Source organism: Stenotrophomonas genospecies 3 (genome assembly GCF_054473855.1).
Map to the genome: position 1 here is coordinate 86,746 of NZ_JBTMUR010000010.1, position 23,156 is coordinate 109,901.

Here is a 23,156-nt window from a genome sequence, read left to right on the forward strand (position 1 = left end):
GATGGACAGCGCCAAGCTCGGCCAATTCGTCAATGACAAGTGGGACAGCGAGATCGTCCCGCAGTTGGTCGACTACATCCGCATTCCCAACAAGTCGCCGATGTTCGACGCCAATTGGGTGCAGAACGGCTACATGGAACAGGCGGTCACCCTGATGGAGAACTGGGCCAAGGCCCAGCAGCTGCCCGGCCTGAAGGTTGAAGTGGTGCGCCTGGAAGGCCGTACCCCGCTGATCTTCCTGGAAATTCCGGCTACCGGCGCCGAAACCGGCGACGACACCATCCTGCTCTACGGCCACCTCGACAAGCAGCCGGAAATGACCGGCTGGGACGACGACCTCGGCCCGTGGACCCCGGTCCTGCGCGGCGACAAGCTGTATGGCCGCGGCGGTGCGGACGACGGCTACGCCATCTTCGGCTCGCTGGCCGCGGTGCTGGCACTACAGGCCCAGGGCCTGCCGCACGCCCGCTGCGTGGTGCTGATCGAAGCCTGTGAAGAGTCGGGCAGCTATGACCTGCCGGCCTACGTCGACCACCTCGCCGACCGCATCGGCAAGCCGTCGCTGGTGGTCTGCCTGGATTCGGGCTGCGCCAACTACGACCAGCTGTGGTGCACCACCTCGCTGCGCGGCCTGACCGGCGGCAACTTCACCGTGAAGGTGCTCAACGAAGGCGTGCACTCCGGCGATGCCTCCGGCGTGGTGCCGTCCAGCTTCCGCCTGCTGCGCCAGCTGCTGTCGCGCATCGAGGACCAGGACACCGGCCGCATCCTGATCGACGGCATGAACGTTGAGATCCCGGCCGAGCGCCAGGAACAGGCCAAGCGCGCCGCCGAAGTGGTCGATACCGAGATCTTCGAGAAGTTCCCGATGGTCGACGGTCTGCGTCCGATGAACGAGGACCTGACCGAGCTGGTGCTCAACCGCACTTGGCGCCCGGCACTGTCGGTCACCGGCGTCGGTGGCATGCCGGCGCTGGAATCGGCCGGCAACGTGCTGCGCCCGCAGACCTCGGTGAAGCTGTCGCTGCGCCTGCCGCCGACCGCCGATGGCAAGACCTGTGGCGAGCTGCTGAAGGAAGCGCTGCTGCGCGATCCGCCGAACGGCGCGCAGGTCACTCTGGATCTGGAAAAGGCTTCCACCGGCTGGAACGCCCCGGCCATGGCGCCATGGCTGACCCAGGCCATCGACGACGCCAGCCAGGCCTTCTTCGGCAAGCCGGCGATGTACATGGGCGAAGGTGGCTCGATTCCGTTCATGGGCATGCTGGGTGAGAAGTTCCCGGGCGCCCAGTTCATGATCACCGGCGTGCTCGGTCCGCACTCCAATGCACACGGCCCGAACGAGTTCCTGCACATTCCGATGGGCAAGAAGGTCACCGCCTGCGTGTCCAAGGTGATCAGCGAGCACTACGCCGCCAGCCTGCGCGGCGAGACCAGCGGTTCGCCGGTGGCTGCCGACAGTGGCACCCGCCACGGCGACCACGGCTGCTGCTGAATCCGGCACACCGTGACGGACGCAGCCTGGCCTTGCTAGGCTGCGTCCACTCTTGGTGGAAATCGCGCGCATGAATGGTCTGTTCGGCAGCAGCAGCTGGCTCTACATCATCCTGGTCGGCTTCTTCGTCGGCCTGCTCGGGCGATTCTTCATGCCCGGCAACAACCGCATGGGCTGCCTGCTGACCATCGTGCTGGGCATCATCGGCGCGCTGCTGGCCGGGTGGTTCGGCCAGTACATGGGCTGGTACGCCCCCGGTGAGCCGGCCGGCTTCCTCGGTGCGGTGCTGGGCGCGGTGGCCGTGCTGGCCGTCCTGCGTCTGTTCAGCGGTCGCCGCTGATCCCGCACCCTCTTCCCTTCCTGTTCCCGACGTAGGCGCGCCCGGCGCGCCCGGATATGCCTGCATGACCGAACCCGCCTCCGATCCCCAGCGCAGCGCGCAGCGCCTGCAGTGGGCCCGTACCCAGCTCGATGATTCCAGTGCGGTGGTCGAACGCGCCTCGGTCGATGCCGGCATGCGCAGCTACTGGCGCACCACCAGCACGCGCGGCAGCCACATCGTGATGGATGCCCCGCCGGGGCTGGAAGATCCGCGCCCATGGCTGCGCATGCGCGGCCTGCTGGATGACAACGGCCTGCGTGTGCCCGCGCTGCTGGCGCAGGATCTGGATGCCGGCTTCCTGCTGCTGGAAGATCTCGGCGGCCCGACCCTGGCGAAGATCCTCGACGAGCGCAACGCCGATGAATGGTTCGGCCGCTCGATCGAACAGCTGCTGCGCCTGCAGGCGATCCCGGTGCCGGCCGACTTCGGCCAGTTCGGCGAAGCACTGCTGCAGCGCGATGCCGGCCTGTTCGACGAATGGTTCCTGCAGCGCCACCTGAACCTGGAACTGGACTGCGGCGAGATTGAAGGGCTGCAGCTGGTGCACCGCCGCTTGATGGACAACGCGCTGGGCCAGGCCCAGCTGATGACCCATCGCGACTACATGCCGCGCAATCTGATGCCGGTCGAGAATGGTCCGGCAGTGCTGGATTTCCAGGACCTGGTGCGCGGCCCGATCGCCTACGATGCGATGAGCTTGTTCAAGGACGCCTTCCTGAGCTGGCCGCTGCAGCGTGTGGACGAGTGGCTGGCGCAGTATCACGAGCGCGCCCGCAACGCCGGCCTGCCGGTGCCCGACCGCGCCACCTTCCTGCGCGATGCCGACTGGATGGGCATCCAGCGCCACGTGAAGATCCTTGGCCTGTTCTGCCGCCTGCGCTACCGCGACAACAAGGGTCACTACCTCGACGACGCGCCGCGCTTCATCGCCTATCTGGACGAAGTGCTGCCGCGCTACCGCGAGCTGGCACCGCTGCAGCAGCTGCTGGAACACCGCATCAAGCCGGCGCTGACCGACCTGGCCGCACCGATGCGCGTGGCCCGATGAAGGCGCTGGTCTTTGCTGCCGGCCTCGGCGAGCGCATGCGCCCGCTGACACTGCACACGCCCAAGCCGCTGCTGGACGTGGCCGGCAAACCGCTGATCGTCTGGCACCTGGAACGCCTGGCCGCACTCGGCGTGCGCGAGGTGGTGGTCAACACCGCATGGCTGGCCGAGCAGTTTCCGGCGACACTGGGCGATGGCAGCCAATGGGGCCTGCGCCTGCATTTCATGTACGAAGGGCAGACCCCGCTGGAAACCGGCGGCGGCATCCTCAATGCACTACCGGTGCTGGGCGACGCCCCGTTCCTGGTGGTGAACGGCGACATCTGGACCGATTTCGATTTCGCCACGCTGCCGCGCGAGCCGCAGGGCCAGGCGCATCTGGTGCTGGTCGACAATCCGCTTCAGCACCCGAACGGTGACTACCGCATCGATGCGCAGGGGTTGCTGCACCACGACCGCGAAGGACCGTGCCTGACCTATGCCGGCATCGGCGTGTATCGCCCTTCCATCGTGGCCGACTGGCGCACGGTGATCGGTGATGCACCGGGCAGCGAGCGGCTCCCACCGAAGTTCTCGGTGGTGCCGCTGCAGAAGCACTTCATGGCACAGGGATTGATGACGGGGCAGCACCATCGCGGGCGCTGGACCGATGTCGGGACCGTGGATCGCCTGCGCGCGCTGGATGTTGAGTTGGCCGCGAACGGCTGAGCCCCTCGTGGCTGGATGCCTAATCAGTAGAGTCGAGCTTGCTCGACTGCAAAGCCGTGCTTGGCCGGGCGGGATGGGTACGCGGGGGACACCGTGAATCCATCCATGGAAGCTTGTCCGCGGCATCCATGCCGCAGACACCCCCGCGTACCCATCCCGCCCGGCCTCTGACAGTTTCCGTGGGCGACCAGCCACGGAAAAGAAAAAAGAAAAGCAAAAGCGGGTCGCGTCGCTACGCTTGCTCCGATGACGACCAACGGTCGTCACCCACCACAAGCAAGAGTCGCCCACCACAAGCAAGACACGTGTCGACCAAGGTCGACACCCACCAACAGCAGTGCAGTACGCAGTCCCGGCAGATCGCGGGAACCTGTCGAAGGCGGGGTGGCTCAGGTTGCGGGGGCGTGAGCGCCATGGATGGCGCGACCGAGGCTACATGGACGTACTTGCGCCGTCCCCCGCAACCTGAGCCACCCCGCCTCCCCTCAGGAAGCCAGCTTCTGCTGTTGCTTCGGCTCTTGCTGTTGCCGGCCAGCGGCCGGCACTACGGCGGGTGCAGGGCGCAGCCCTGCAAAGCAAACCCCACCCTCAGTAACGAGGCCGCCCTTCTTCCAGCACCTGGCGCAGGAACGGCACGGTGATCCGCCGCTTCGCCGCCAGCGACTCGCGGTCCAGCCAGTCCAGCAGCGTGATCAACCCACCCAGCTCGCGCCCGGTATGCGACAGCAGCCACTCGATCGAGGCCTCGTCGATCGCCAGCCCACGCCGCAGCGCGCGCTCACGCAGCACCGCTGCCCGCCCTTCCTCATCCAGCGGCTGCAGCAGCACACGCACGCACTGGCCCAGCCGCGAACGCAGATCGGGCAGTACCAGGCCCAGTTCTTCCGGCGCCTTCTGCGCCGTGTACAGCACGGTCACGCCCGCAGCGCGCGCGCGGTTGTGGAAATCGAACAGCGCGATCTCGTCCTCGCGGTTGCCGGCCACCTCGTCCAGGCCGTCCAGCGCCACCAGCTCGCGCGCCTCCAGCCCATCCAACGCCGCGCGTACGCGGCCGGCGGCGCTGGCCAGCGGTACGTAGGTCGGCAGTCGCCCGGCCTGCTCGGCGCTGGAGCACATCGCCAGTGCCTGGTGGGTCTTGCCCGTGCCCGCCGCACCTTCCAGATAAACCCAATCGTGGCTGGCACCCACCGCGATCGCGCGCAGCTGCGCCAGCGCGCCGTCCGGCGCGCCGATGAAGGTCTCCAGGCGCTGGTCCCGCGGGTAATGCAGGGCCAGCGGCAGTTGCGGCACACCCATCACTTCAGGTCGGGGCCCTTGTCGTTCGGAATGATGATATGGGGGGCATCGACCACGCCATCAAGCACGATCGCCGGCTTCTCACCCACGTACAGCTCGCTCTGGCGATAACGCTGGTGCGCGTAGCGCAGCAGCACGTTGGTCACCGCTGCCACCGGCAGCGCCAGCAGCATGCCGAGGAAGCCGAACAGCTGGCCGCCGGCCATCACCGCGAAGATCACTGCCACCGGGTGCAGGCCGATCTTGTCGCCGACGATGCGCGGGGTCAGTACGTAGCTTTCCAGCAGCTGGCCCACGGTGAACACCACGCCGACCAGGATCAGCAGCTTCAGGTCGAAGCCCTGTGCCTGCACCAGTGCGGCGACCACCGCCATCAGGATGCCGGTGGTCGCGCCCAGGTAGGGAATGAAGCTGATCAGGCCTGCAATCAGGCCGATCAGCAGACCCAGCTTGAGACCGACCAGCGACAGGCCGCCGGCATAGATCACGCCCAGCGCCAGCATCACCAGGAACTGACCGCGGATGAAGGCGCCGAGCACCTCGTTGGACTCACGCGCCAATGCGCTGATGGTGCCGATCTGGTTGCGCGGAATCACCGACGCCACGCGCTCGACCAGCTTGTCCCAGTCACGCAGGAAGTAGAACGCCAGGATCGGCAGCAGCAGGATGTTGACCACCCAGGTCACCATCGCAAAGCCCGAACGCGAGACGTAGCCCATGAACGTGGTGGCGAAGCCGCCGGCCTGCTGCCAGTGGCTGCGCACCCATTCGATCAGGCGGTCCGGGTCCAGCCACTGCATCACTTCCAGGCCGGTCTTCTGCTCGAACCAGGGAATGCCCTTTTCCATCAGCCACGCCTGTGCCTGCGGCGCGACCGCAATCAGGGTGGTGATCTGGCGCTCGATCATCGGCACCAGCACCAGCAGCAGCGCCACGATCACCAGCACCATCGCCGCGAACACCAGCACCACGCCGGTCATGCGCGAACGGCCGGTGGCCTCGATGCGGTCCACCAGCGGATCGCCCAGCCAGGCCAGCGCCAGCGCCAGCACGAACGGGGTCAGGATCGGCGCCAGCAACCACACCACCCAGCCGATCAGGCCTGCGAACAGGATGTACTTCAGACGGCGCAGGAACTGCGCGATTTCCGCTTCCGGGGTCAGGTTCATCGCAGGCGGTACTCGTTGCTGACCGGCGCAGCGACCGGGGCACCGGTGGTGTCGTCGATCGGCGTCGGCAGGGCCGGCAGCGGTGCGCTCGGCACCAGCACGCCGTTGTCGCCCAGCATGCGGTTGAAGCCGGCCAGGCCGGTGGTCATCTCCAGGCTCAGCTCCAGCTGGCCGGCCGAAGCGTGCAGCGGGGTGACGTTGCGCACCACCGGCACCTCACGCAGGCCCGCAGCCAGGCGCAGGTAGTCGTCGGCACTGTTGATGCCGGTGACCACCACCCGATAGGTGCCGGCCTGGCCGACGGCCGCGCCGGCCTTGGCATAGCGCTTGACCAGCGCATCGGCGGCACCATCGGCACCGGCGGCCATCGCGCGCATGGCGTTGGCGTCCTTGCTGGTCCACTTGTTCAGCTCACGGCCGTTGTCAACGAACACCCAGTCCGCCTGCCAGCCGCCATTGGCGCGGTACAGCTTGCCGATCAGCTGCATCGGCGGCGAGTAGCGCGAAGAGGCACGGGCCACGGCGGCACTGTCCTGGCGCCAGATGGCACCGGCCAGCGCCTGTTCGGCGGCACCACCGCTGGGCAGGCCCAGCTTGTAGCCGCGTTCAATGGCGCGGTTCAGCAACGGGCGGGCGGCGTTGGCCTGCTGCACGCTGACCAGGCGCGGACCGCTGCCGTCATCGACGGCCAGCCACAGCACCGGCTTCGGCCGCGGCTGCGGCCACAGCGGCAGGCCCAGCGCCGACACCAGCGAATCGACATCGTCCTCGCGGAAGCGGGCCACCAGCAGGGTGCGGAAGCTGGGGGCGCCACTGGCGCTCACGCTCTGGTCCTGCTTGTAGTCGTAGCTGGCCACGTAATCCTTGGCATTGCGCAGCGCCTGCGCCACGCCAGGGCGCGACATCACGCTGCGATCGCCGGACAACTTGCCCAGTACAACGCTCAAGGCGCGGGCCAGGGCGCCGTTGCGGTCGGCTTCGGCCTGGCTGTTGACGGGCACTTCGGCCTCGTACGCGCCAGTGGCGGTGGCAACATCACCCTCGGTGCGCAGGCCGCTCTGGGCCATCGTGGCCACCGGCAGGCTCAGCGCAAGGAGCAGGGTCAGAATCAGGCTGCGGCGCATCAGGACATCCATTGGCTCGACGTATCCGGGGGAATTGTTGCCCGAATACGGCCTTTGCGCCAATGCGGCCTGTTAAAATCGCCCGTTCAACCCCTGCCAGCGCCGACGCCCGTGACCAACACCCCGTCTTCCGCCCCCTCCCCCCTCACCTACCGTGACGCGGGTGTCGACATCGACGCCGGCAACGAACTGGTCGAGCGGATCAAGCCCCTGGTCAAGCGCAGCTTCCGCCCGGAAGTGATGGGCGGCCTGGGCGGCTTCGGCGCCCTGTTCGACCTGTCCAACAAGTACCGCGAGCCGGTGCTGGTGTCGGGTACCGACGGCGTGGGCACCAAGCTGAAGCTGGCCCACCAGCTGGACCGCCACGATACGATCGGCATCGACCTGGTCGCGATGTGCGTGAACGACGTGCTGGTGCAGGGTGCCGAGCCGCTGTTCTTCCTGGACTACTTCGCCACCGGCAAGCTGGACATCGACACCGCCGCAGCGGTCGTGGGCGGCATCGCCAACGGCTGCACCGAGGCCGGCTGCGCGCTGATCGGCGGCGAAACCGCTGAAATGCCCGACATGTATGCCCCGGGCGAGTACGACCTGGCCGGCTTCACCGTCGCCGCGGTCGAGAAGAGCGAGCTGAAGGATGGCGCCAGCGTGGCTGCCGGCGACGTGCTGATCGGCATCGCTTCGTCCGGCCCGCATTCCAACGGCTACTCGCTGGTGCGCCGCATCTACGACCGCGCCGGCCGCCCGGCCGAGCTGGAGCTGGAAGGCGGCGTGAAGCTGGTCGATGCGCTGATGGCGCCGACCCGCCTGTACGTGAAGCCGATCCTGTCGCTGCTGAAGTCGCACGGCGCGGCCATCCACGGCATGGCCCACATCACCGGTGGTGGCCTGACCGAGAACATCATCCGCGTGGTGCCCGACGGCCTCGGCCTGGACATCCAGGCCTCGTCCTGGACCCTGCCGCCGGTGTTCCAGTGGCTGCAGAAGGAAGGCGCGGTCGCCGACAGCGAGATGTGGCGCACCTTCAACTGCGGTATCGGCTTCGTGCTGATCGTGGCGCCGGACCAGGTGGCCGCGGTATCCGATGCGGTCAAGGCGCAGGGCCTGGAGCACTGGACCATCGGCCAGGTGGTCACCGCCGAAGGCGCCGAGCGCGTCCACATCGCCTGATCCCGACAACCCAGGAGCCCGCATGGACGCAACGCCCCCCTTGTCGCCCGCCCCCGTGCCGCCGCCGCTGGCGACGGTACCGGTGTTCAACGCGCAGGATGCCGACCACCTGCGCATGCTGGCCATCGCGCACTACGTGGTCGGCGGCCTGATCGTGCTGTTCTCGCTGATCTTCATCATCCACATCGTGCTGGGCATCACCGCGCTCACCGGCAACCTGCCGATGAATTCCGGCGGCCAGCCGTCGTCGCCGGCCGAACAGCGCCTGTTCGGCTGGATGTTCACCCTCATCGGTTGCGTCGCCGTATTCGGTGGCGTCAGCCTGGGCGCGTTCGTCGCCTATGCCGGCCGCTGCCTGGCCCAGAGACGCCGCTACCTGCTGTGCCTGATCGCGGCCGGCCTGGCCTGCCTGTTCACCCCCATCGGCACGGTGCTGGGGGTGTTCAGCCTGATCACCCTGCTGCGCCCGCAGGTGAAGGCCGCCTTCGACCTTCCCGCCACGCCCGCATGACCGCCTCCGGCAATCCGCCGCCGCTGCCGCATCAGACCCTGGCGCAGCTGCAGCTGACCAGCCATCTGCAGACGCTGAAAGTGCTGTTCTACGCGTTGGCCGGCTTCCATTGGTTCGCCACAGTGGCGTTCCTTGGCCTCAGCGGATGGGTGGCCCACTCGCGCGGACTGGACGATGCCTGGATGCTGACCACGGTCTATGCGTCCATCGCCGTGCTGGCGGCCGTGCTGGGGTTCGTGCAGTTGTATACCGCGCGCCAGCTGTCACATCGCACCGGGCTGGCCTGGTGCCGGCGCGCGGCGTGGCTGGGCGTACTGGCCGGCCCGCTGGGCATGGCCTTGGCCGCCTATGCCTGGGTGTTCCTGTCCAAACCTGACATGGCCGCGCTGTTCGACCGCGGCGACCACCTCAGTGTCTGAACCTGCCGGCAGACGCCCCGTCCTTTCCTGATCGATTTCCCATGTCCGCGCCTGCCCTCCCCACGTCCGCTTCGCCCACCACCCACCGTTTCTCGGGCCCCAAGAAGCTGGCCTTTGCCGCCGTGCTGGCGGTGTTCGCAATCAGCTGGGTCCACCCGCTGTGGCCTACCGAACAGGCCCTGCACAGCACCCTGACCGTGATCGGGCTGGCCGCGCTGCTGTGGGTCGACCGTCGCGGTGGCTGGCTGGGCAATGGTGCCTTCATCGCGATCTGCGGCTTCATCGCCCTGCACTGCGTGGCCGCGCGCTGGCTGTATTCCAACGTGCCCTACGACGCCTGGGCGCAGACGCTGAGCGGCTGGTCGCCGAATGCGGCCTTCGGCTGGCAGCGCAACCATTTCGATCGCCTCATCCACTTCCTGTTCGGCGTCTGCTTCACTCCTGCGCTGCTGCAGCTTGCCCGTCATGCGTGGCCGGCGCTGCGCCTGGGCCAGGCCTTCACCCTGGCGGTGATGACGGTGATGTGTGCCAGCCTGGTCTACGAATGGTTCGAGTGGGCCATCGCGCTGGCGCTGTCACCGGATGCTGCCGAGGCCTACAACGGGCAGCAGGGCGACATGTGGGACGCGCACGCCGACATGCTGATGGCCACCCTCGGCAGCCTGCTGATCTGGCCGCTGATCCGCCGGAGCGCCCAGCAGTGACCGCGACCACCCGCATTGCCGTGCTCGCCTCCGGCCGCGGCAGCAACCTGCAGGCCATCCTCGATGCCATTGCCGACGGCCGACTGCCCGCCGAGGTGGTCGGCGTGTTTTCCGACCGCCCCGCCGCAGAGGCCCTGCAGCGCGTCGCACCGAACCTGCGCTGGGCGCATGCACCGAAGTCCTTCAGCGACCGCGCCAGCTACGAGCAGGCGCTCGGCGATGCGCTGGCCGCAGTACAACCGGACTGGATCGTCTGCGCCGGCTACATGCGCATCCTCGGCGCGGCCTTCGTACAGCGCTTCAATGGCCGGCTGGTCAACATCCATCCATCGCTGCTGCCGCTGCACAAGGGCCTGGACACCCACGCACGGGCGCTGCAGGCGGGCGACGCCGAGCACGGTGCCAGCGTGCATCTGGTCGTGCCCGAGCTGGATGCGGGCGCCGTGCTGGCGCAGGTGCGGGTGCCGGTGCTGCCCGGCGATGACGCCGACAGCCTGGCCGCGCGCGTGCTGGCGGTGGAGCATCCGCTGCTGATCGCCACCCTGCAGCTGTTGTGCGCCGGCCGCCTGGCTGAACGGGAGGGCCAGCCGCAACTGGACGGTCACCCCCTGTTTAGCCCGTTGGCCCTAGATTCCGCCGGGAACCTGAACCGGTAGTCCCCATGCACACGCCCCGCTGACTGCGGGGCTGGCATCCTGCCCCCTCCTGCGGTCCCTGTCCTCCATGAAGACCACGACCCTGCTGTCCACTCCATTGCTGTTGTCGCTTGCCGTGTTCCCCGGCGTGGGCTGGGGCCAGGCACAGGCGCCCGCCCCCCCGCCGGCACCCGTGCCCGCAGCGCAGCCGCCAGCCGATGCGCCGGCCGTACCGATGCCACCGGCACTGGCCTGGGAGCCACCGCCGCTGCAACCGTTCAGCGCCACCTACCAGGCCTTCTACAAGGGCAAGGAAGCGGGCGATGCCAGCATGCAGGTCACCCACACCGGCGGCAGCCAGTGGCGGGTGGACATGCAGGTGGTCGGCCGCCGCGGCTTTGCCAGCGTGCTGGGCCTGAACATCGAACAGAGCACAGTGTTCGAGGAGCGCAGCGGCGTGTATGCGCCGCTCAGCCAGAGCACGGTGCGCAAGGGCCTGTTCCTGGGCAAGAAGGCGGTCGGCACCTACAACTGGCAGGCCGGCACCGCGCAATGGACCGGTGACGTCAAGAAGGAACGCGCGCAACCGATCCCGCTGCAGGCAGGCGACCAGAGCGCGCTGCTGATCAACCTGGCGATCATGCGCGATGCGCGTCCAGGCGCCTCCATGCATTACCGCTACGTGGACATGGGCAAGGTCCGCGAACACGACTACCAGGCCGCGCCGCAGACCGAGAACGTCGAGGTCGGCGACCTGTCCTACAACGCACTGCGGGTCTACCGGACCAACGGTGGCAGAAACGAAACCATTCTCTGGATCGCCAACGGTGTCCCCACCCCGGTGCGCATCCTGCAACGCGAAGACGGCGAAGACCGCGTCGATCTGCGCCTGATCGAATACCAAGGAGTCTGAGCATGAATACCCTGACCCGCCCCCTCACCTGGATCGCAGCCGCTGCCCTGACCGTGGCCAGCCTGCCGGCCATGGCGCTGGAACCGTTCAAGGCCGATTACCTGGCCAGCTACATGGGCATGCAGGCCAACGGCACCATGACCCTGGCCAGCGAAGGCAGCAACAAGTGGCGCTACAGCCTGCAGGTGAAGAACCAGCTGGCCGACCTCAGCCAGAGCACGGTGTTCGAGGAAGTGCGTGGCCAGCTGCGCCCGCTCAGCAGCCAGGACCGTTCGGCGCTGCTGGTGAAGAAGCGCAACGTGCAGGCCAACTACAACTGGACCAGCAACCAGGCCACCTGGACCGGTGACATCAAGCCGGATCGCGCTGGCCCGATTGCGCTGAAAGCCGGTGACATGGACGCGCTGCTGATCAACCTGGCGATCGCCCGTGACCTGGCGGCGGGCAAGCCGCTGACCTATCGCATGGTCGACGAAGGCCGCATCAAGAACATGACGTACCGTGTGATCGGCAAGGAATCGATCACCGTGGGCGGCAAGAGCTACGAGGCCACCAAGGTCTCGCGCGCCGACGGCAACAAGGAGCTGATCGCCTGGATCGTGCCGGAATTCCCGGTGCCGGCGCGCATGCTGCAGCGTGAGAGCGGCCGCGATGCGCTGGACCTGACCATCAAGGCGATGAACTGACCGGAGATCCACGTCATCCACGCATGGCGTGGATCTACTTCACGTTCCAGTAGATCCACGCCATGCGTGGATGGGTGTATCCCAAAGAAACGCCCGCTTTCGCGGGCGTTTTCTTATTTCTTCGCTTCAGCCGGTTTCTGTTCCTCGGCCGGCTTGAACTCGGTCCGGCAGTCCACGCGGATCTGCTCACCGGTGCTGCGCCAGACGAAGGTGCGGCAATGACGGTTGCCGTCCTGGCTGTCGTTCACTGCGACCGCATAGAACGACTCGATGATTTCATCACGCGAGACCGTGCCATCGCCGTTCCAGTCCATGTCCTTCTGCTCGATGCCCTGGGTGATGGCGATGTTGGCGTACCAGGCATAGCCCAGCCACGCCAGCACGATCAGCACCAGGGCCAGCAGCGCCTTGCGACGCGGGCTGAACTTGCCGCGCAGGATCATGGCACGCGCCGGATGGTGGCACCGAGCGAAGACAGCTTCTCTTCGATGTTCTCGTAGCCACGATCAAGGTGGTAGATGCGGTCGATGGTGGTATCGCCGCTGGCCATCAGGCCGGCCAGGATCAGCGAGGCCGAGGCGCGCAGGTCGGTGGCCATCACCGGCGCGCCGCTCAGGTGCTCGTTGCCACGCACGATGGCGGTATGCCCTTCGACCTGGATGTCCGCGCCCAGGCGCAGCAGTTCGTTGACGTGCATGAAACGGTTCTCGAAGATCGTTTCGTTGATCACGCCCACGCCGTCGGCCACGCAGTTGAGCGCCATGAACTGCGCCTGCATGTCGGTCGGGAATGCCGGGTACGGCGCGGTGGTCAGGTTGACCGCCTTCGGCCGCTTGCCCTGCATGTCCAGGGTGATGGTGTCTTCGGTGGTCTCGATCTTCGCACCGGCTTCGACCAGCTTGGACAGCACCGCGTCCATGGTGTTCGGGCGCGCACGGTTGACCGTGACCTTGCCACCGGTCATCGCTGCGGCCACCAGGAAGGTGCCGGTCTCGATGCGGTCGGGCAGCACTTCATGGCGGCCGCCGGACAGGCGCTCGACGCCTTCGATCACCAGGCGGGCAGTGCCCAGGCCTTCGATCTTCGCGCCCAGCGCGATCAGGCAGTGCGCCAGATCGGTCACTTCCGGTTCCATCGCGCAGTTGTCGAGGATGGTGGTGCCTTCGGCCAGCACCGCGCCCATCAGCACATTCTCGGTGCCGGTGACGCTGACCATGTCGAAGGTGAAGTGCCCCCCCTTCAGCCGCTTGGCGGTGGCCTTGATGAAGCCGTTCTCGACCACGATCTCGGCACCCAGCGCCTGCAGGCCCTTGATGTGCTGGTCGACCGGACGCGAACCGATCGCGCAGCCGCCCGGCAGCGATACTTCGGCCGCGCCGAAGCGGGCCAGCAGCGGGCCCAGCACCAGGATCGAGGCGCGCATGGTCTTGACCAGCTCGTACGGTGCCACGTGCTGGTTGACCGAACGCGGGTCGACCACGATCGCACTGCCGCGCGACAGCGTGCCCTGGTCGATGGTGACCTTGGCGCCCAGCTCGCCCAGCAGCTTCACCGTGGTGACCACGTCGTGCAGGTGCGGCACGTTGGTGATCTCCACCGGCGCATCGGCCAGCAGGGTCGCGCAGAGAATGGGGAGGACGGCGTTCTTGGCGCCGGAGATGCTCACTTCACCGTGCAGCGCAGCGCCGCCGGTCACAACGATCTTGGCCATGTATTCGGGATCTTCTGCGGTTCAGCCGGCTTCGGCCGGGGTCACGGTTTTCAGCGCCAGCGCGTGGATCGCGCCGCCCATCAGGTCGCCCAGCGTGGCATACACCATGCGGTGGCGAGCCAGCGGCATCTTGCCGGCGAAGGCCTCGCAGACCACGGTCGCTTCGAAATGCACGCCATCGTCGCCCTGCACGTCGGCGCGGGCGCCGGGCAGGCCGGTTTCGATCAGATTGCGGATGGTGTCGGCGTCCAACGGGCTTTCCTAATAAAATGTGCCTCCATTCTACTTCCGCTGCGTGGCGTCCGCATGGCCGAATCCCTGTTGCCCCCCCGTTCCGTCGACCCTGCCGGCCTGGTCGCCAGCGGCCGCCGCGTCTTCGAGATCGAGCGGCAGGCGCTGGACGCCGTGGCCGACCGCCTTGGCGAGGCGTTCCAGCAGGCCTGCCAGGCGATCCTGGCCAGCCGCGGCCGGGTGGTCGCCACCGGCATGGGCAAGTCCGGGCACATCGCCCGCAAGATCGCCGCCACCCTGGCGTCCACCGGTACGCCGGCGTTCTACGTGCACCCGGGTGAAGCCGGCCACGGCGACCTCGGCATGATCACCGAGGACGACGTGGTGCTGGCCCTGTCCTATTCGGGCGAGTCAGACGAGGTGCTGATGCTGCTGCCGGTGCTCAAGCGCCAGGGCAACGTGCTGATTTCCATGACCGGGCGCCCACAGTCCAGCCTGGCCACCGCCGCCGACATCCACCTGGACGTGAGCGTGCCGGCCGAGGCCTGTCCGCTGGCGCTGGCGCCGACCTCCAGCACCACCGCCTCGCTGGCGATGGGCGACGCGCTGGCGGTGGCCCTGCTCGATGCGCGCGGCTTCACCGCCGACGATTTCGCCCGTTCACACCCGGCCGGCAGCCTCGGCCGCCGCCTGCTGCTGCACATCACCGACGTGATGCACACCGGCGACGACCTGCCCAGCGTGGGCGCCGACGCCAGTCTCAGTGAAGCGCTGATGGAGATGAGCCGCAAACGGCTGGGCATGACCGCCGTGGTCGATGCCGGCGGCGTGCTGATCGGCCTGTTCACCGACGGCGACCTGCGCCGCGCGCTGGACAGCGCGCTGGACGTGCGCACCGCGAAGATCGCCGATGTGATGACGCGCAACCCACGCACCATCGGCGCCGACCAGCTGGCGGTGGAGGCGGCCCGGCTGATGGAGACCCACAAGATCACCGGCCTGATCGTGGTCGATGGCCAGGGCCGTGCGGTCGGCGCCCTGAACATTCATGACCTGTTGCGGGCCCGGGTGGTTTAACCGACAGTCCGTAGACCCCATTCAGTCTGTACTGCCCCACCCGAACCCACCGAGCCTGCCGCCCTGATGCCCTGGTCCCCCTTGCCCGCCTTCCCTGCCCACCTGCATGCCGCCGCGGCCCGTATCCGCCTGGCCTGCTTCGACGTGGACGGCACCCTCACCGACGGTCGGCTGTACTACGACAAGGACGGCAACGAGAGCAAGGCGTACTTCGTGCAGGATGGCCTGGGCCTGAAACTGCTGCAGCAGCACGGCATCCATCCCGTGCTGATCACCGCGCGCAACAGCCAGTCCGCGCTCAAGCGCGGCGCCGACCTCGGCATCGACACCCAGATCGCCGTAGGCGACAAGCTGGCCAGCGTGCAGGCGCTGTGCGCGCAGCATGGCATCGGCCTGGAACAGGTGGCCTTCATGGGCGATGACCTGCCGGACCTGGCGCCGCTGGGCGCGGTCGGCCTGGCGGTGGCACCGGCCAACGCCCATCCGTGGATCGCCGAGCGCGTGCACTGGCAGACCCGTGCCAATGGCGGGCGTGGCGCCGCGCGCGAGCTGTGCGACATCCTGCTGGCCGCGCAGGGGCATGTGGATGCGGTGCTGGCGAGGTTCGGCGCATGAACCTGCCGACCGTGAACTGGCGCACCCTGCTCGGCATCGGCCTGCTGCTGGCCGCCCTGCTGAGCAGCTGGGCGGCGCTGCGCAACCGCGACAAGGGGCCAGCCAGTGGCGGCCAGGAAGTGGGCGTGGATTACATCCTGCACGACTTCCAGATCGTCGCCCTGGATGAGCAAGGCAAGGAATCGACCACTCTCCGCGCACCGTTGCTGGAGCGCCAGCGCGGCGACCAGACCATCAACATCGCCACCCCGCTGTTCGAGATGCCGGACAAGGATGGCAGGCACTGGACGCTGCGTGCCGAGACCGGCTGGCTCAGCGCCAAGGGCGACGAGATGAAGCTGCGCGGCAACGTCGCCGGCGACAGCCCGGTCGGCCCGGGCACGGTGCCGACCACCTTCCGCACCGACCATCTGGACGTGTTCCCGAAGGAAAACCGCGCCCGCACCGACGCCCTGGTGACCATGACCCGCCCGGGCATGGAACAGTCCGGTGTCGGCTTCGAAGTGGATTCGAAGAACAACACGTATCATTTCCTCAGCCAGTCCAAGGGCCGCTACACGCCCAAACGCTGATTCCGCCGCCAGCCTGCGACGTCTCCGGACAGGCGCAAGGCCGGCAGCCCCACCCGCCCGCCCCCGGTCCACCCGGGAGGCCCCCACCGGTAGAACGGACCCCGATGAAGATTCCCTTTGCCGCCGTACTCGCGCTCGGTCTTCTTGTCCCCAGCGCCGCCTTCGCCAAGTCCACCGACCGCAACGAAGACATGCACATCGATTCCGGCGCCCAGTCGGGCACGCTCACCGGCGACGGCAAGACCGTGCTGTCGCAGGGCGTGATCATCACCCAGGGCACGCTGGACCTGCGCTCGTCCGAGGCCGAGATCTACCTCAAGGACGGCGAAGCGGTGCGTGTGGTGTTCACCGGCAAGCAGGCCAAGATGAAGCAGCAGCTCGATGATGGCACCTGGATGGACGCGCTGGCCGATCGCATCGACTACGACATCAAGACCGAGATCATCACCCTGACCGGCAACTACAAGGTCACCAGCGCGCGCGGCACCAATGCCGGCCAGCGCATGGTCTACAACACCCGCACCGGCGAAATGAACTCCGGTGGCGACGGCAGCCGCGTGCGCACCGTCATCCCGCCGAAGAACAAGACCCCGGCCGCACCTGCGGCACAGCCCAAGGCCACCACGCCGGCACAGCCGGCCGGGAGCAGGAAGTAATGCTCGTCGCCAAGGGCCTGCGCAAGAAGTACAAGCAGCGCGAAGTCGTCAAGGACTTCGGGCTGACCCTCGACGCCGGTGAAGTGGTCGGCCTGCTGGGCCCCAACGGCGCCGGCAAGACCACCTGCTTCTACATGATCGTCGGCCTGGTTGCCGCCGATGCTGGCAGCATCGTGCTCGACGGCAAGGACATCACCGGCGACCCGATGTATACCCGGGCCAAGCAGGGCGTGGGTTACCTGCCGCAGGAGCCGTCGGTGTTCCGCAAGCTGACCGTGGCCGACAACATCCGCCTGGTGCTGGAGCTGCGTGAGGGCCTGGATTCGGCTGGCCGCGAGCGTGAATTGAACAGCCTGCTCGACGAACTGCAGCTGGGCCACGTCGCCGACCAGCTCGGCGCCAGCCTGTCCGGTGGCGAACGTCGCCGCTGCGAGATCGCCCGTGCCTTGGCCGCGCAGCCGCGCCTGATCCTGCTCGACGAACCGTTCGCCGGCGTCGACCCGATTTCCGTCGGCGAGATCCAGCGCATCGTCACCCATCTCAAGCAGCGTGGCATCGGCGTGCTGATCACCGACCACAACGTGCGCGAGACCTTGGGTATCTGCGACCGCGCGTATATTCTCGCTGAGGGCACCGTGCTGGCCCAGGGCTCGCCGGAAGCGATCCTGGACAATGCCGACGTGCGTCGCGTCTACCTCGGGGATTCCTTCAAGCTGTGACGGCAAGCGCCGGGTCCCTCTCCTTCCTTTCGGCACAGGCATGAAGACTCGGCTGCAGACATCGTTGGGACAGCAACTGGTGCTCACGCCCCAGTTGCAGCAGGCGATCAAGCTGCTGCAGATGTCCACCACCGAGCTGGAGCTGGAGATCGCCCAGGCGGTGGAAAGCAATCCGCTGCTGGACTGGGTCGACAGCAGTGACAGCAGCAGCGCCAGCAACGAAGGCAGCGATGGCAACGACGGTGACGCCCCGGCAGAACGTACCGATGCCGGTGACGACTGGGCACCGGCCGAACTGGACTGGAGCGCGGCCGGCAGCGGCGGCAGCTTCGACGATGACGACGACACCGGCAGCGCCGCCGAGCGCGTAGCCGAAACCGAAACACTGGCCGACCATCTGCTGTGGCAGCTGCATCTGTCGCATTTGTCCTCGCGTGATCGCAGTATCGGTGCCGCACTGATCGATGCGCTGGACGACGACGGTTACCTGCGCGAGCCGCTGGCCACCATCGCCGAAACCCTGTTGCCGGCGATCCACGCCGACGAGGACGAGATCCTCGCCGTGCTGCATCGCATCCAGCGTTTCGATCCGGTCGGTGTGGCTGCACGCACGCTGGGCGAATGCCTGCTGCTGCAGCTGGATGTGCTGGCCGGTGACACGCCCGGCCTGGTGCTGGCGCGACAGATTGCCGCAGGCCCGCTGGAACGGCTGCCGCGCAGCGGCGTCGGCGGGCTGGCCCATGAACTGAAACAGCCCTTGGACGAGGTCGAGACCGCAGTCACCCTGCTGCGCTCGCTGGACCCGCGCCCGGGCACGCAGATCGCACCGCTGTCGCAGGACACCTACGTGGTGCCGGATGTGGTGGTGTGGCGGCAGAACGGCGTATGGCGCGCAGCGCTGGCCGCGCATGCCGGGCCGAAGGTGGTGATCCACCGCGGCTACGAACAGCTGATCCGACGTTGTGGCGACGCCGATGCCGGCTACCTGCGTGCCCAGCTGCAGGAAGCGCGCTGGCTGCTGAAAGGGCTGCAGCAGCGTGGCGAAACCCTGCTGCGGGTGGTACGCAGCCTGATCCTGCAGCAGGCCAGCTTCCTCGAATTCGGCGAGCAGGCGCTGCGTCCACTGACCCTGCGCGAGATCGCCACCGAGCTCGGCCTGCACGAATCCACGGTCTCGCGTGCGATCGCCCGCAAGCACGTGCGTACCCCGCGCGGCACCCTGCCGCTGCGCGCCTTCTTCGCCTCGGGCATCGATACCGAGGGCGGTGGCGAGGCGTCCAGCACGGCCATCCAGGCGATGATCCGGCGCCTGATCGACGACGAGAACCCGCGCAAGCCGCTTTCTGACGCCAAGCTGGCTGACCTGCTCAAATCGTCGGGAATTCCAGTAGCGCGACGCACCGTGGCGAAGTATCGTGAAGCCATGAACATTTCCGCCTCGCACGAAAGGGTCAGAATCGCTTGACGCGCCGCCGCGCCCGGCGGAGAGGTTCATTGGCACATCCGAACACAGGAGAAACCCGATGCGCATCGAAACGTTTGGCAAAGATGTCGAAGTCACCCCGGCCCTGCAGTCCTATGTAGAGGAGAAGCTGGCCCGGATCGGCAAACACTTCGACCAGCACTGCGAAGCGCGGGTGACCCTCAAGCTGCAGAAGACCGAACACCACGTCGACGCCAGCCTCAACATTCCCGGCCAGACCCTGCACGCCGAGGCCAATGCCCAGACCATGTATGCCGCGATCGACCTGCTTGCGGACAAGCTTGACCGTCTGGTGATCAAGCACAAGGAGAAAAAACAGCAGCACGCACCGCTGCCGGTGGGCGACAATGGTGGCTGATCGCCACCGTTCCCCGCAGACATGCCCCTGACTGACCTCCTGGCGGCCGTGCAGACCCAGCTCTGCACGGCCACCGACCGCGACAGCGTCCTGCAGGCCGCCGCCGGGTTGCTGGCCTGCCGCCAGGCCAACGCCGAACAGATCTATCTGAACCTGTGCCAGCGCGAAGCGCTGGGCAGCACCGCGATCGGTCACGGCATCGCCATTCCCCACGGCCGCGCGCCAACCCTGGACCGCCCCCGCGGCGCCCTGCTGCGGTTGGCCACCCCGGTCGACTTCGGTGGCGACGAGCCGGTGGACCTGGTGTTCGCCATGGCCGTCCCCGCCCACTACACCCACCAGCACCTGATGCTGCTGTCCGAGCTGGCCGAGCTGTTTTCGGCGCCCGACATCCGCCAGGCCCTGCGCGAAGCGGGCGATGCCCGGGCGCTGCGCGAGGCGCTGGACATGACCCCACCTGCGAGTGCCGCATGAATACCAGCATCACCGCCCGTGAACTGTTCGAACAGCAGCGCGAGCGGCTGGGGCTGCGCTGGGCTGCCGGCAAGTCCGGCGAGAAGCGCGAGCTGGAGGCCGGCAACACGGTCTCGCGGCGTCCATCGCTGGCTGGTTATCTCAATGCGATCTACCCCAACAAGGTGCAGATCCTGGGCACCGAGGAACTGTCCTGGCTGGATGCGCTGGAACCGCGCCAGCGCTGGGAGACCATCGAAAAGATCATGCAGTCGCACCCGCTGGCGCTGGTGCTGACCCGCAACCAGGCTTGCCCGGAAGACCTGCGTGCCGCCGCTGATGAATCCGGCACGCCGCTGTGGCTGTCGCCCAAGCGCGGCCACGAACTGCTCAACCACCTGTCCTACCACCTGGCGCGCACGCTGGCGCCGCGGGTGATCCTGCATGGCGTGTTCATGGAGATCTACTCCATCGGCGTGCTGATCACGGGTGAGGCCGGATCGGGCAAGAGCGAGCTGGCGCTGGAGCTGCTCAGCCGCGGCCACCGCCTGGTTGCCGACGATGCCCCCGAATTCACCCAGATCGCGCCCGACGTGCTCGATGGCACCTGCCCCGAACTGCTGCAGGACCTGCTGGAAGTGCGCGGCTTGGGCGTGCTGAACGTGCGCGAGATGTTCGGCGACACGGCTGTAAAGAAGAACAAGTACCTTCGGCTGATCGTCCACCTGACCAAGCCGATGACCGAACCCACCCCGCATGGCTACGAGCGCCTGACCGGCGACTCGGGCACCCGCCATGTGCTGGACCTGGATGTACCGCTGATCACCCTGCCGGTGATGCCCGGCCGCAACCTGGCCGTGCTGACCGAGGCCGCGACCCGCCTGCACATCCTGCGCACCAAGGGCATCGACCCGGCGGCCATGTTCATCGCCCGCCACAGCAACCTGCTGGAACGGCGAACACCCTGATTCCCCTGTCCTTCGAAGAGCCTGTCCATGAGCACCGTCACCCCCTCCGCCCCGACCCTGATCATCGTCAGCGGCCTGTCCGGCTCGGGTAAATCCGTCGCCCTGAAGACCTTCGAGGACCAGGACTACTACTGCTCGGACAACCTGCCGATCAATCTGCTGCCCGACTTCGTGCGCAGCCTGCTGGCCAACCACGACGGCAGCGCACCACGCCGCCTGGCCGTAGGCATCGACGTGCGCGGCCAGGCCGACCTGAGCCAGCTGGGCGACTGGCGGCAGCTGGCCACCGATGCCGGCGTGGAAGTGAAGGTGCTGTTCTTCGAGGCCAGCGACGAGGCCGTGCTCAAACGCTACGCCGACACCCGCCGCCGCCATCCACTGAGCCAGCTGGGCCTGTCGCTGCCCGAAGCGATCGCGCGTGAGCGTGAATTGACCGCACCGCTGCGCCGCGAGGCCGATGCGGTGATCGATACCAGCAATCTCAACGTGCATCAGCTGCGGCGGCGGATCATCACCGAGTTCACGATGGACCATGCCACCGGCCTGTCGCTGCTGTTCGAATCGTTCGCCTACAAGCGCGGCGTGCCGGCCGAGGCTGACTTCGTGTTCGATGCGCGGGTGCTGCCCAATCCACACTGGGACCCGGATCTGCGTGCGCTGAGTGGCCGCGAACCGGGTGTGCGCGACTACCTGGAAGCGCAGCCGGACGTGCAGCGCTACCTGACCCAGCTGATGGATTTCCTCGATACCTGGCTGCCGAAGCTGGGGGATGGCACCCGCAGCTATGTGACCGTGGCCTTCGGCTGCACCGGCGGCAAGCACCGTTCGGTGTTCCTGGCCGAGCGCCTGGCCCGGCATGCCCGCGAGATGGGCTGGGAAGACGTGGCGACCTACCACCGCGAACAGGATTGAGGGGGGCCGGCCAGCGGCCGGCACCCGCTGGTAGTGCCGGCCGCTGGCCGGCAACAGCAACAGCAAAAGCGGCATTCCGAGGGATGGCGAGGCGGTGAGGGTAGGCAGGACACGCCGTAAACCCCGCTCCGCGGTCCGGCCCAGCCGCTGGCGGCTGTGCGCTCGGGCGCTTGCGAAGCAGTGCTTCGCAAGCAAAGCGCCCTCACCCCTGGGGGCTCGATGGCGCCATCCATGGCGCCAACGGTCCTGCCTACCCTCACCGCCCCGCCTCTGACAGATTCCGTGTGCTGTTGGTAGGTGTCGACCTTGGTCGACACGGTAGATCCACGCCATGCGTGGATGAATCCCGGTCAGGCACCGAAAAACGGATGGGGTCGGATCCTTTTCCAACGGAAATGGGCTCCGGCCCGAGCAACACTGAATACGGGACACAGTGCCCCTCATCTGCTGCTATCGCCAATTCACCTTGACCTGTTAACGTGCAGTAATGACCTGTGGCATTCTCCTCGTAACACATCCCGGGGTCGGGACCGCCCTGCTAGACGTGGCGACCCGGCTCCTGCGGCAATTGCCGCTGAAAACCGAAGCTTTCGAAGTACCGTTCGACGCAGACCTGGACGCCCTGCTCCCGCTCGCCTCAGCCGCTCTGCGGCGGGTCGACAATGGTGAAGGCGTGCTGATCCTGACCGACCTGTACGGCGCCAGCCCCGCCAACCTTGCCGGGCAGCTGGCCCGGCTGGGGACCCCGGTTCGCCGGGTGTCGGCGCTGAGCCTGCCGATGTTGCTGCGGGTGATGAATTATCCGGAACAGGGACTGGATCAACTGCCCGCCACAGCCGCGGCGGGTACCCGTAATGGAGCGATAGTCGACGATGCTTGAACGAGAACTCACCGTGAGCAACCGCCTGGGCCTGCACGCCCGGGCCACCGCCAAGCTGGTGCAGACCCTGGCGCCGTTCCGCTGCAACGTGACCATGGCCGCCAAGGGCCGTGAGATCAACGCCAAGAGCATCATGGGCGTGATGCTGCTGGCCGCCGGCCAGGGCACCCCGGTCACGGTGCGCATCAACGGCGAGGACGAAGCCGCCGCGATGGAAGCGGTGGTCGGCTTGTTCGAACGCCGCTTCGACGAGGACAGCTGA

General features: G+C 67.4%; 29 protein-coding genes. 23 read left to right on the top strand and 6 right to left on the bottom strand.

Going from position 1 to position 23,156, the window contains the following annotated elements; all coding sequences use genetic code 11:
* Window position 1: 1 nt before the first annotated feature.
* From ACX9OT_RS14430 to murU, 4 genes are all read left to right on the top strand, one after another.
* Window positions 2-1,495 carry a M20 family metallopeptidase gene (locus ACX9OT_RS14430; RefSeq protein ID WP_010483606.1) on the top strand — a complete coding sequence of 498 codons (1,494 nt, stop codon included), beginning with the start codon at window positions 2-4 and terminating at the stop codon, window positions 1,493-1,495.
* Window positions 1,496-1,565: 70 nt separating this feature from the next.
* Window positions 1,566-1,835 (top strand): GlsB/YeaQ/YmgE family stress response membrane protein, encoded by a 270-nt coding sequence (locus ACX9OT_RS14435; protein ID WP_049398791.1) that lies wholly within the window; start codon window positions 1,566-1,568, stop codon window positions 1,833-1,835.
* 64 nt (window positions 1,836-1,899) lie between these two features.
* A complete protein-coding gene (locus ACX9OT_RS14440) occupies window positions 1,900-2,925 on the top strand; it encodes an aminoglycoside phosphotransferase family protein (RefSeq protein ID WP_049463134.1) in 1,026 nt (341 codons plus the stop codon).
* Window positions 2,922-3,632 (top strand): N-acetylmuramate alpha-1-phosphate uridylyltransferase MurU, encoded by a 711-nt coding sequence (murU, locus tag ACX9OT_RS14445; RefSeq protein WP_049463133.1) that lies wholly within the window; start codon window positions 2,922-2,924, stop codon window positions 3,630-3,632. The genes ACX9OT_RS14440 and murU overlap by 4 nt, the downstream gene beginning before the upstream one ends.
* A gap of 588 nt (window positions 3,633-4,220) precedes the next feature.
* On the opposite strand, the gene hda is transcribed toward murU, so the two are convergent.
* From hda to ACX9OT_RS14460, 3 genes are read right to left on the bottom strand one after another with little or no spacing between them, the layout of a single operon-like run.
* On the bottom strand, window positions 4,221-4,928 hold the full coding sequence (hda, locus tag ACX9OT_RS14450; protein WP_032130359.1) for a DnaA regulatory inactivator Hda: 708 nt from the start codon (window positions 4,926-4,928) through the stop codon (window positions 4,221-4,223).
* Window positions 4,928-6,097, bottom strand: coding sequence for an AI-2E family transporter (locus ACX9OT_RS14455; RefSeq protein WP_032130360.1), 1,170 nt, complete (start codon window positions 6,095-6,097; stop codon window positions 4,928-4,930). Before ACX9OT_RS14455 ends, hda begins: the two co-directional genes overlap by 1 nt.
* The gene (locus ACX9OT_RS14460) at window positions 6,094-7,233 is read right to left on the bottom strand and encodes a DUF2066 domain-containing protein (protein ID WP_032130361.1); all 1,140 of its coding nucleotides are present in this window, start codon (window positions 7,231-7,233) and stop codon (window positions 6,094-6,096) included. Before ACX9OT_RS14460 ends, ACX9OT_RS14455 begins: the two co-directional genes overlap by 4 nt.
* 99 nt (window positions 7,234-7,332) lie before the next feature.
* On the opposite strand from ACX9OT_RS14460, the gene purM reads away from it, so the two are divergent.
* The 7 genes from purM (at window position 7,333) to ACX9OT_RS14495 (ending at window position 12,259) form a co-directional block, all read left to right on the top strand.
* A complete protein-coding gene (gene purM, locus ACX9OT_RS14465; RefSeq protein WP_071228069.1) occupies window positions 7,333-8,391 on the top strand; it encodes a phosphoribosylformylglycinamidine cyclo-ligase in 1,059 nt (352 codons plus the stop codon).
* Window positions 8,392-8,413: 22 nt separating this feature from the next.
* Window positions 8,414-8,902 (top strand): hypothetical protein, encoded by a 489-nt coding sequence (locus ACX9OT_RS14470; RefSeq protein ID WP_071228068.1) that lies wholly within the window; start codon window positions 8,414-8,416, stop codon window positions 8,900-8,902.
* On the top strand, window positions 8,899-9,321 hold the full coding sequence (locus ACX9OT_RS14475; RefSeq protein WP_032130364.1) for a hypothetical protein: 423 nt from the start codon (window positions 8,899-8,901) through the stop codon (window positions 9,319-9,321). Before ACX9OT_RS14470 ends, ACX9OT_RS14475 begins: the two co-directional genes overlap by 4 nt.
* A gap of 41 nt (window positions 9,322-9,362) precedes the next feature.
* Window positions 9,363-10,025 carry a DUF2238 domain-containing protein gene (locus ACX9OT_RS14480; protein WP_049398166.1) on the top strand — a complete coding sequence of 221 codons (663 nt, stop codon included), beginning with the start codon at window positions 9,363-9,365 and terminating at the stop codon, window positions 10,023-10,025.
* Complete coding sequence (purN, locus tag ACX9OT_RS14485) at window positions 10,022-10,681, top strand: phosphoribosylglycinamide formyltransferase (protein ID WP_049398165.1); 660 nt, start codon at window positions 10,022-10,024, stop codon at window positions 10,679-10,681. The genes ACX9OT_RS14480 and purN overlap by 4 nt, the downstream gene beginning before the upstream one ends.
* Before the next feature lie 67 nt (window positions 10,682-10,748).
* Complete coding sequence (locus ACX9OT_RS14490; protein ID WP_049398164.1) at window positions 10,749-11,573, top strand: DUF3108 domain-containing protein; 825 nt, start codon at window positions 10,749-10,751, stop codon at window positions 11,571-11,573.
* A gap of 2 nt (window positions 11,574-11,575) precedes the next feature.
* Entirely contained in the window at window positions 11,576-12,259 is a 684-nt protein-coding gene (locus ACX9OT_RS14495; protein WP_010483632.1) for a DUF3108 domain-containing protein, read from the top strand.
* A gap of 113 nt (window positions 12,260-12,372) precedes the next feature.
* Here the strand turns inward: ACX9OT_RS14495 and ACX9OT_RS14500 are convergent, their stop codons facing one another.
* The 3 genes from ACX9OT_RS14500 to ACX9OT_RS14510 are packed head-to-tail and all read right to left on the bottom strand — an operon-like array spanning window position 12,373 to window position 14,222.
* Window positions 12,373-12,702 (bottom strand): hypothetical protein, encoded by a 330-nt coding sequence (locus ACX9OT_RS14500; RefSeq protein ID WP_032130368.1) that lies wholly within the window; start codon window positions 12,700-12,702, stop codon window positions 12,373-12,375.
* Entirely contained in the window at window positions 12,699-13,970 is a 1,272-nt protein-coding gene (gene murA, locus ACX9OT_RS14505; RefSeq protein ID WP_071228066.1) for a UDP-N-acetylglucosamine 1-carboxyvinyltransferase, read from the bottom strand. Before murA ends, ACX9OT_RS14500 begins: the two co-directional genes overlap by 4 nt.
* 21 nt (window positions 13,971-13,991) lie before the next feature.
* A complete protein-coding gene (locus ACX9OT_RS14510) occupies window positions 13,992-14,222 on the bottom strand; it encodes a BolA family protein (RefSeq protein WP_005408396.1) in 231 nt (76 codons plus the stop codon).
* Window positions 14,223-14,276: 54 nt separating this feature from the next.
* Between ACX9OT_RS14510 and ACX9OT_RS14515 the strand changes: the two genes are divergently transcribed.
* The 12 genes from ACX9OT_RS14515 (at window position 14,277) to ACX9OT_RS14570 (ending at window position 23,156) form a co-directional block, all read left to right on the top strand.
* Complete coding sequence (locus tag ACX9OT_RS14515; protein ID WP_049421533.1) at window positions 14,277-15,278, top strand: KpsF/GutQ family sugar-phosphate isomerase; 1,002 nt, start codon at window positions 14,277-14,279, stop codon at window positions 15,276-15,278.
* Window positions 15,279-15,344: 66 nt separating this feature from the next.
* Window positions 15,345-15,893 carry a KdsC family phosphatase gene (locus tag ACX9OT_RS14520; protein ID WP_459002653.1) on the top strand — a complete coding sequence of 183 codons (549 nt, stop codon included), beginning with the start codon at window positions 15,345-15,347 and terminating at the stop codon, window positions 15,891-15,893.
* On the top strand, window positions 15,890-16,465 hold the full coding sequence (gene lptC / locus ACX9OT_RS14525) for an LPS export ABC transporter periplasmic protein LptC (protein ID WP_071228064.1): 576 nt from the start codon (window positions 15,890-15,892) through the stop codon (window positions 16,463-16,465). Before ACX9OT_RS14520 ends, lptC begins: the two co-directional genes overlap by 4 nt.
* Before the next feature lie 104 nt (window positions 16,466-16,569).
* A complete protein-coding gene (gene lptA / locus ACX9OT_RS14530) occupies window positions 16,570-17,121 on the top strand; it encodes a lipopolysaccharide transport periplasmic protein LptA (RefSeq protein ID WP_121504002.1) in 552 nt (183 codons plus the stop codon).
* Window positions 17,121-17,840 carry an LPS export ABC transporter ATP-binding protein gene (gene lptB, locus ACX9OT_RS14535; RefSeq protein WP_049462881.1) on the top strand — a complete coding sequence of 240 codons (720 nt, stop codon included), beginning with the start codon at window positions 17,121-17,123 and terminating at the stop codon, window positions 17,838-17,840. Before lptA ends, lptB begins: the two co-directional genes overlap by 1 nt.
* 40 nt (window positions 17,841-17,880) lie before the next feature.
* Entirely contained in the window at window positions 17,881-19,305 is a 1,425-nt protein-coding gene (locus ACX9OT_RS14540; protein ID WP_459002656.1) for an RNA polymerase factor sigma-54, read from the top strand.
* A 58-nt stretch (window positions 19,306-19,363) separates the two neighbouring features.
* Window positions 19,364-19,681, top strand: coding sequence for a ribosome hibernation-promoting factor, HPF/YfiA family (hpf, locus tag ACX9OT_RS14545; RefSeq protein ID WP_004147311.1), 318 nt, complete (start codon window positions 19,364-19,366; stop codon window positions 19,679-19,681).
* A 21-nt stretch (window positions 19,682-19,702) separates the two neighbouring features.
* Window positions 19,703-20,155 (top strand): PTS sugar transporter subunit IIA, encoded by a 453-nt coding sequence (locus ACX9OT_RS14550; RefSeq protein WP_032130191.1) that lies wholly within the window; start codon window positions 19,703-19,705, stop codon window positions 20,153-20,155.
* Window positions 20,152-21,102, top strand: a complete 951-nt coding sequence (gene hprK, locus ACX9OT_RS14555) for an HPr(Ser) kinase/phosphatase (protein WP_005408388.1) — start codon at window positions 20,152-20,154, stop codon at window positions 21,100-21,102. Before ACX9OT_RS14550 ends, hprK begins: the two co-directional genes overlap by 4 nt.
* Before the next feature lie 27 nt (window positions 21,103-21,129).
* Complete coding sequence (rapZ, locus tag ACX9OT_RS14560; protein ID WP_032130190.1) at window positions 21,130-22,014, top strand: RNase adapter RapZ; 885 nt, start codon at window positions 21,130-21,132, stop codon at window positions 22,012-22,014.
* A gap of 487 nt (window positions 22,015-22,501) precedes the next feature.
* Window positions 22,502-22,894 (top strand): PTS sugar transporter subunit IIA, encoded by a 393-nt coding sequence (locus ACX9OT_RS14565; protein ID WP_049462131.1) that lies wholly within the window; start codon window positions 22,502-22,504, stop codon window positions 22,892-22,894.
* Entirely contained in the window at window positions 22,887-23,156 is a 270-nt protein-coding gene (locus tag ACX9OT_RS14570) for an HPr family phosphocarrier protein (protein ID WP_005408385.1), read from the top strand. The genes ACX9OT_RS14565 and ACX9OT_RS14570 overlap by 8 nt, the downstream gene beginning before the upstream one ends.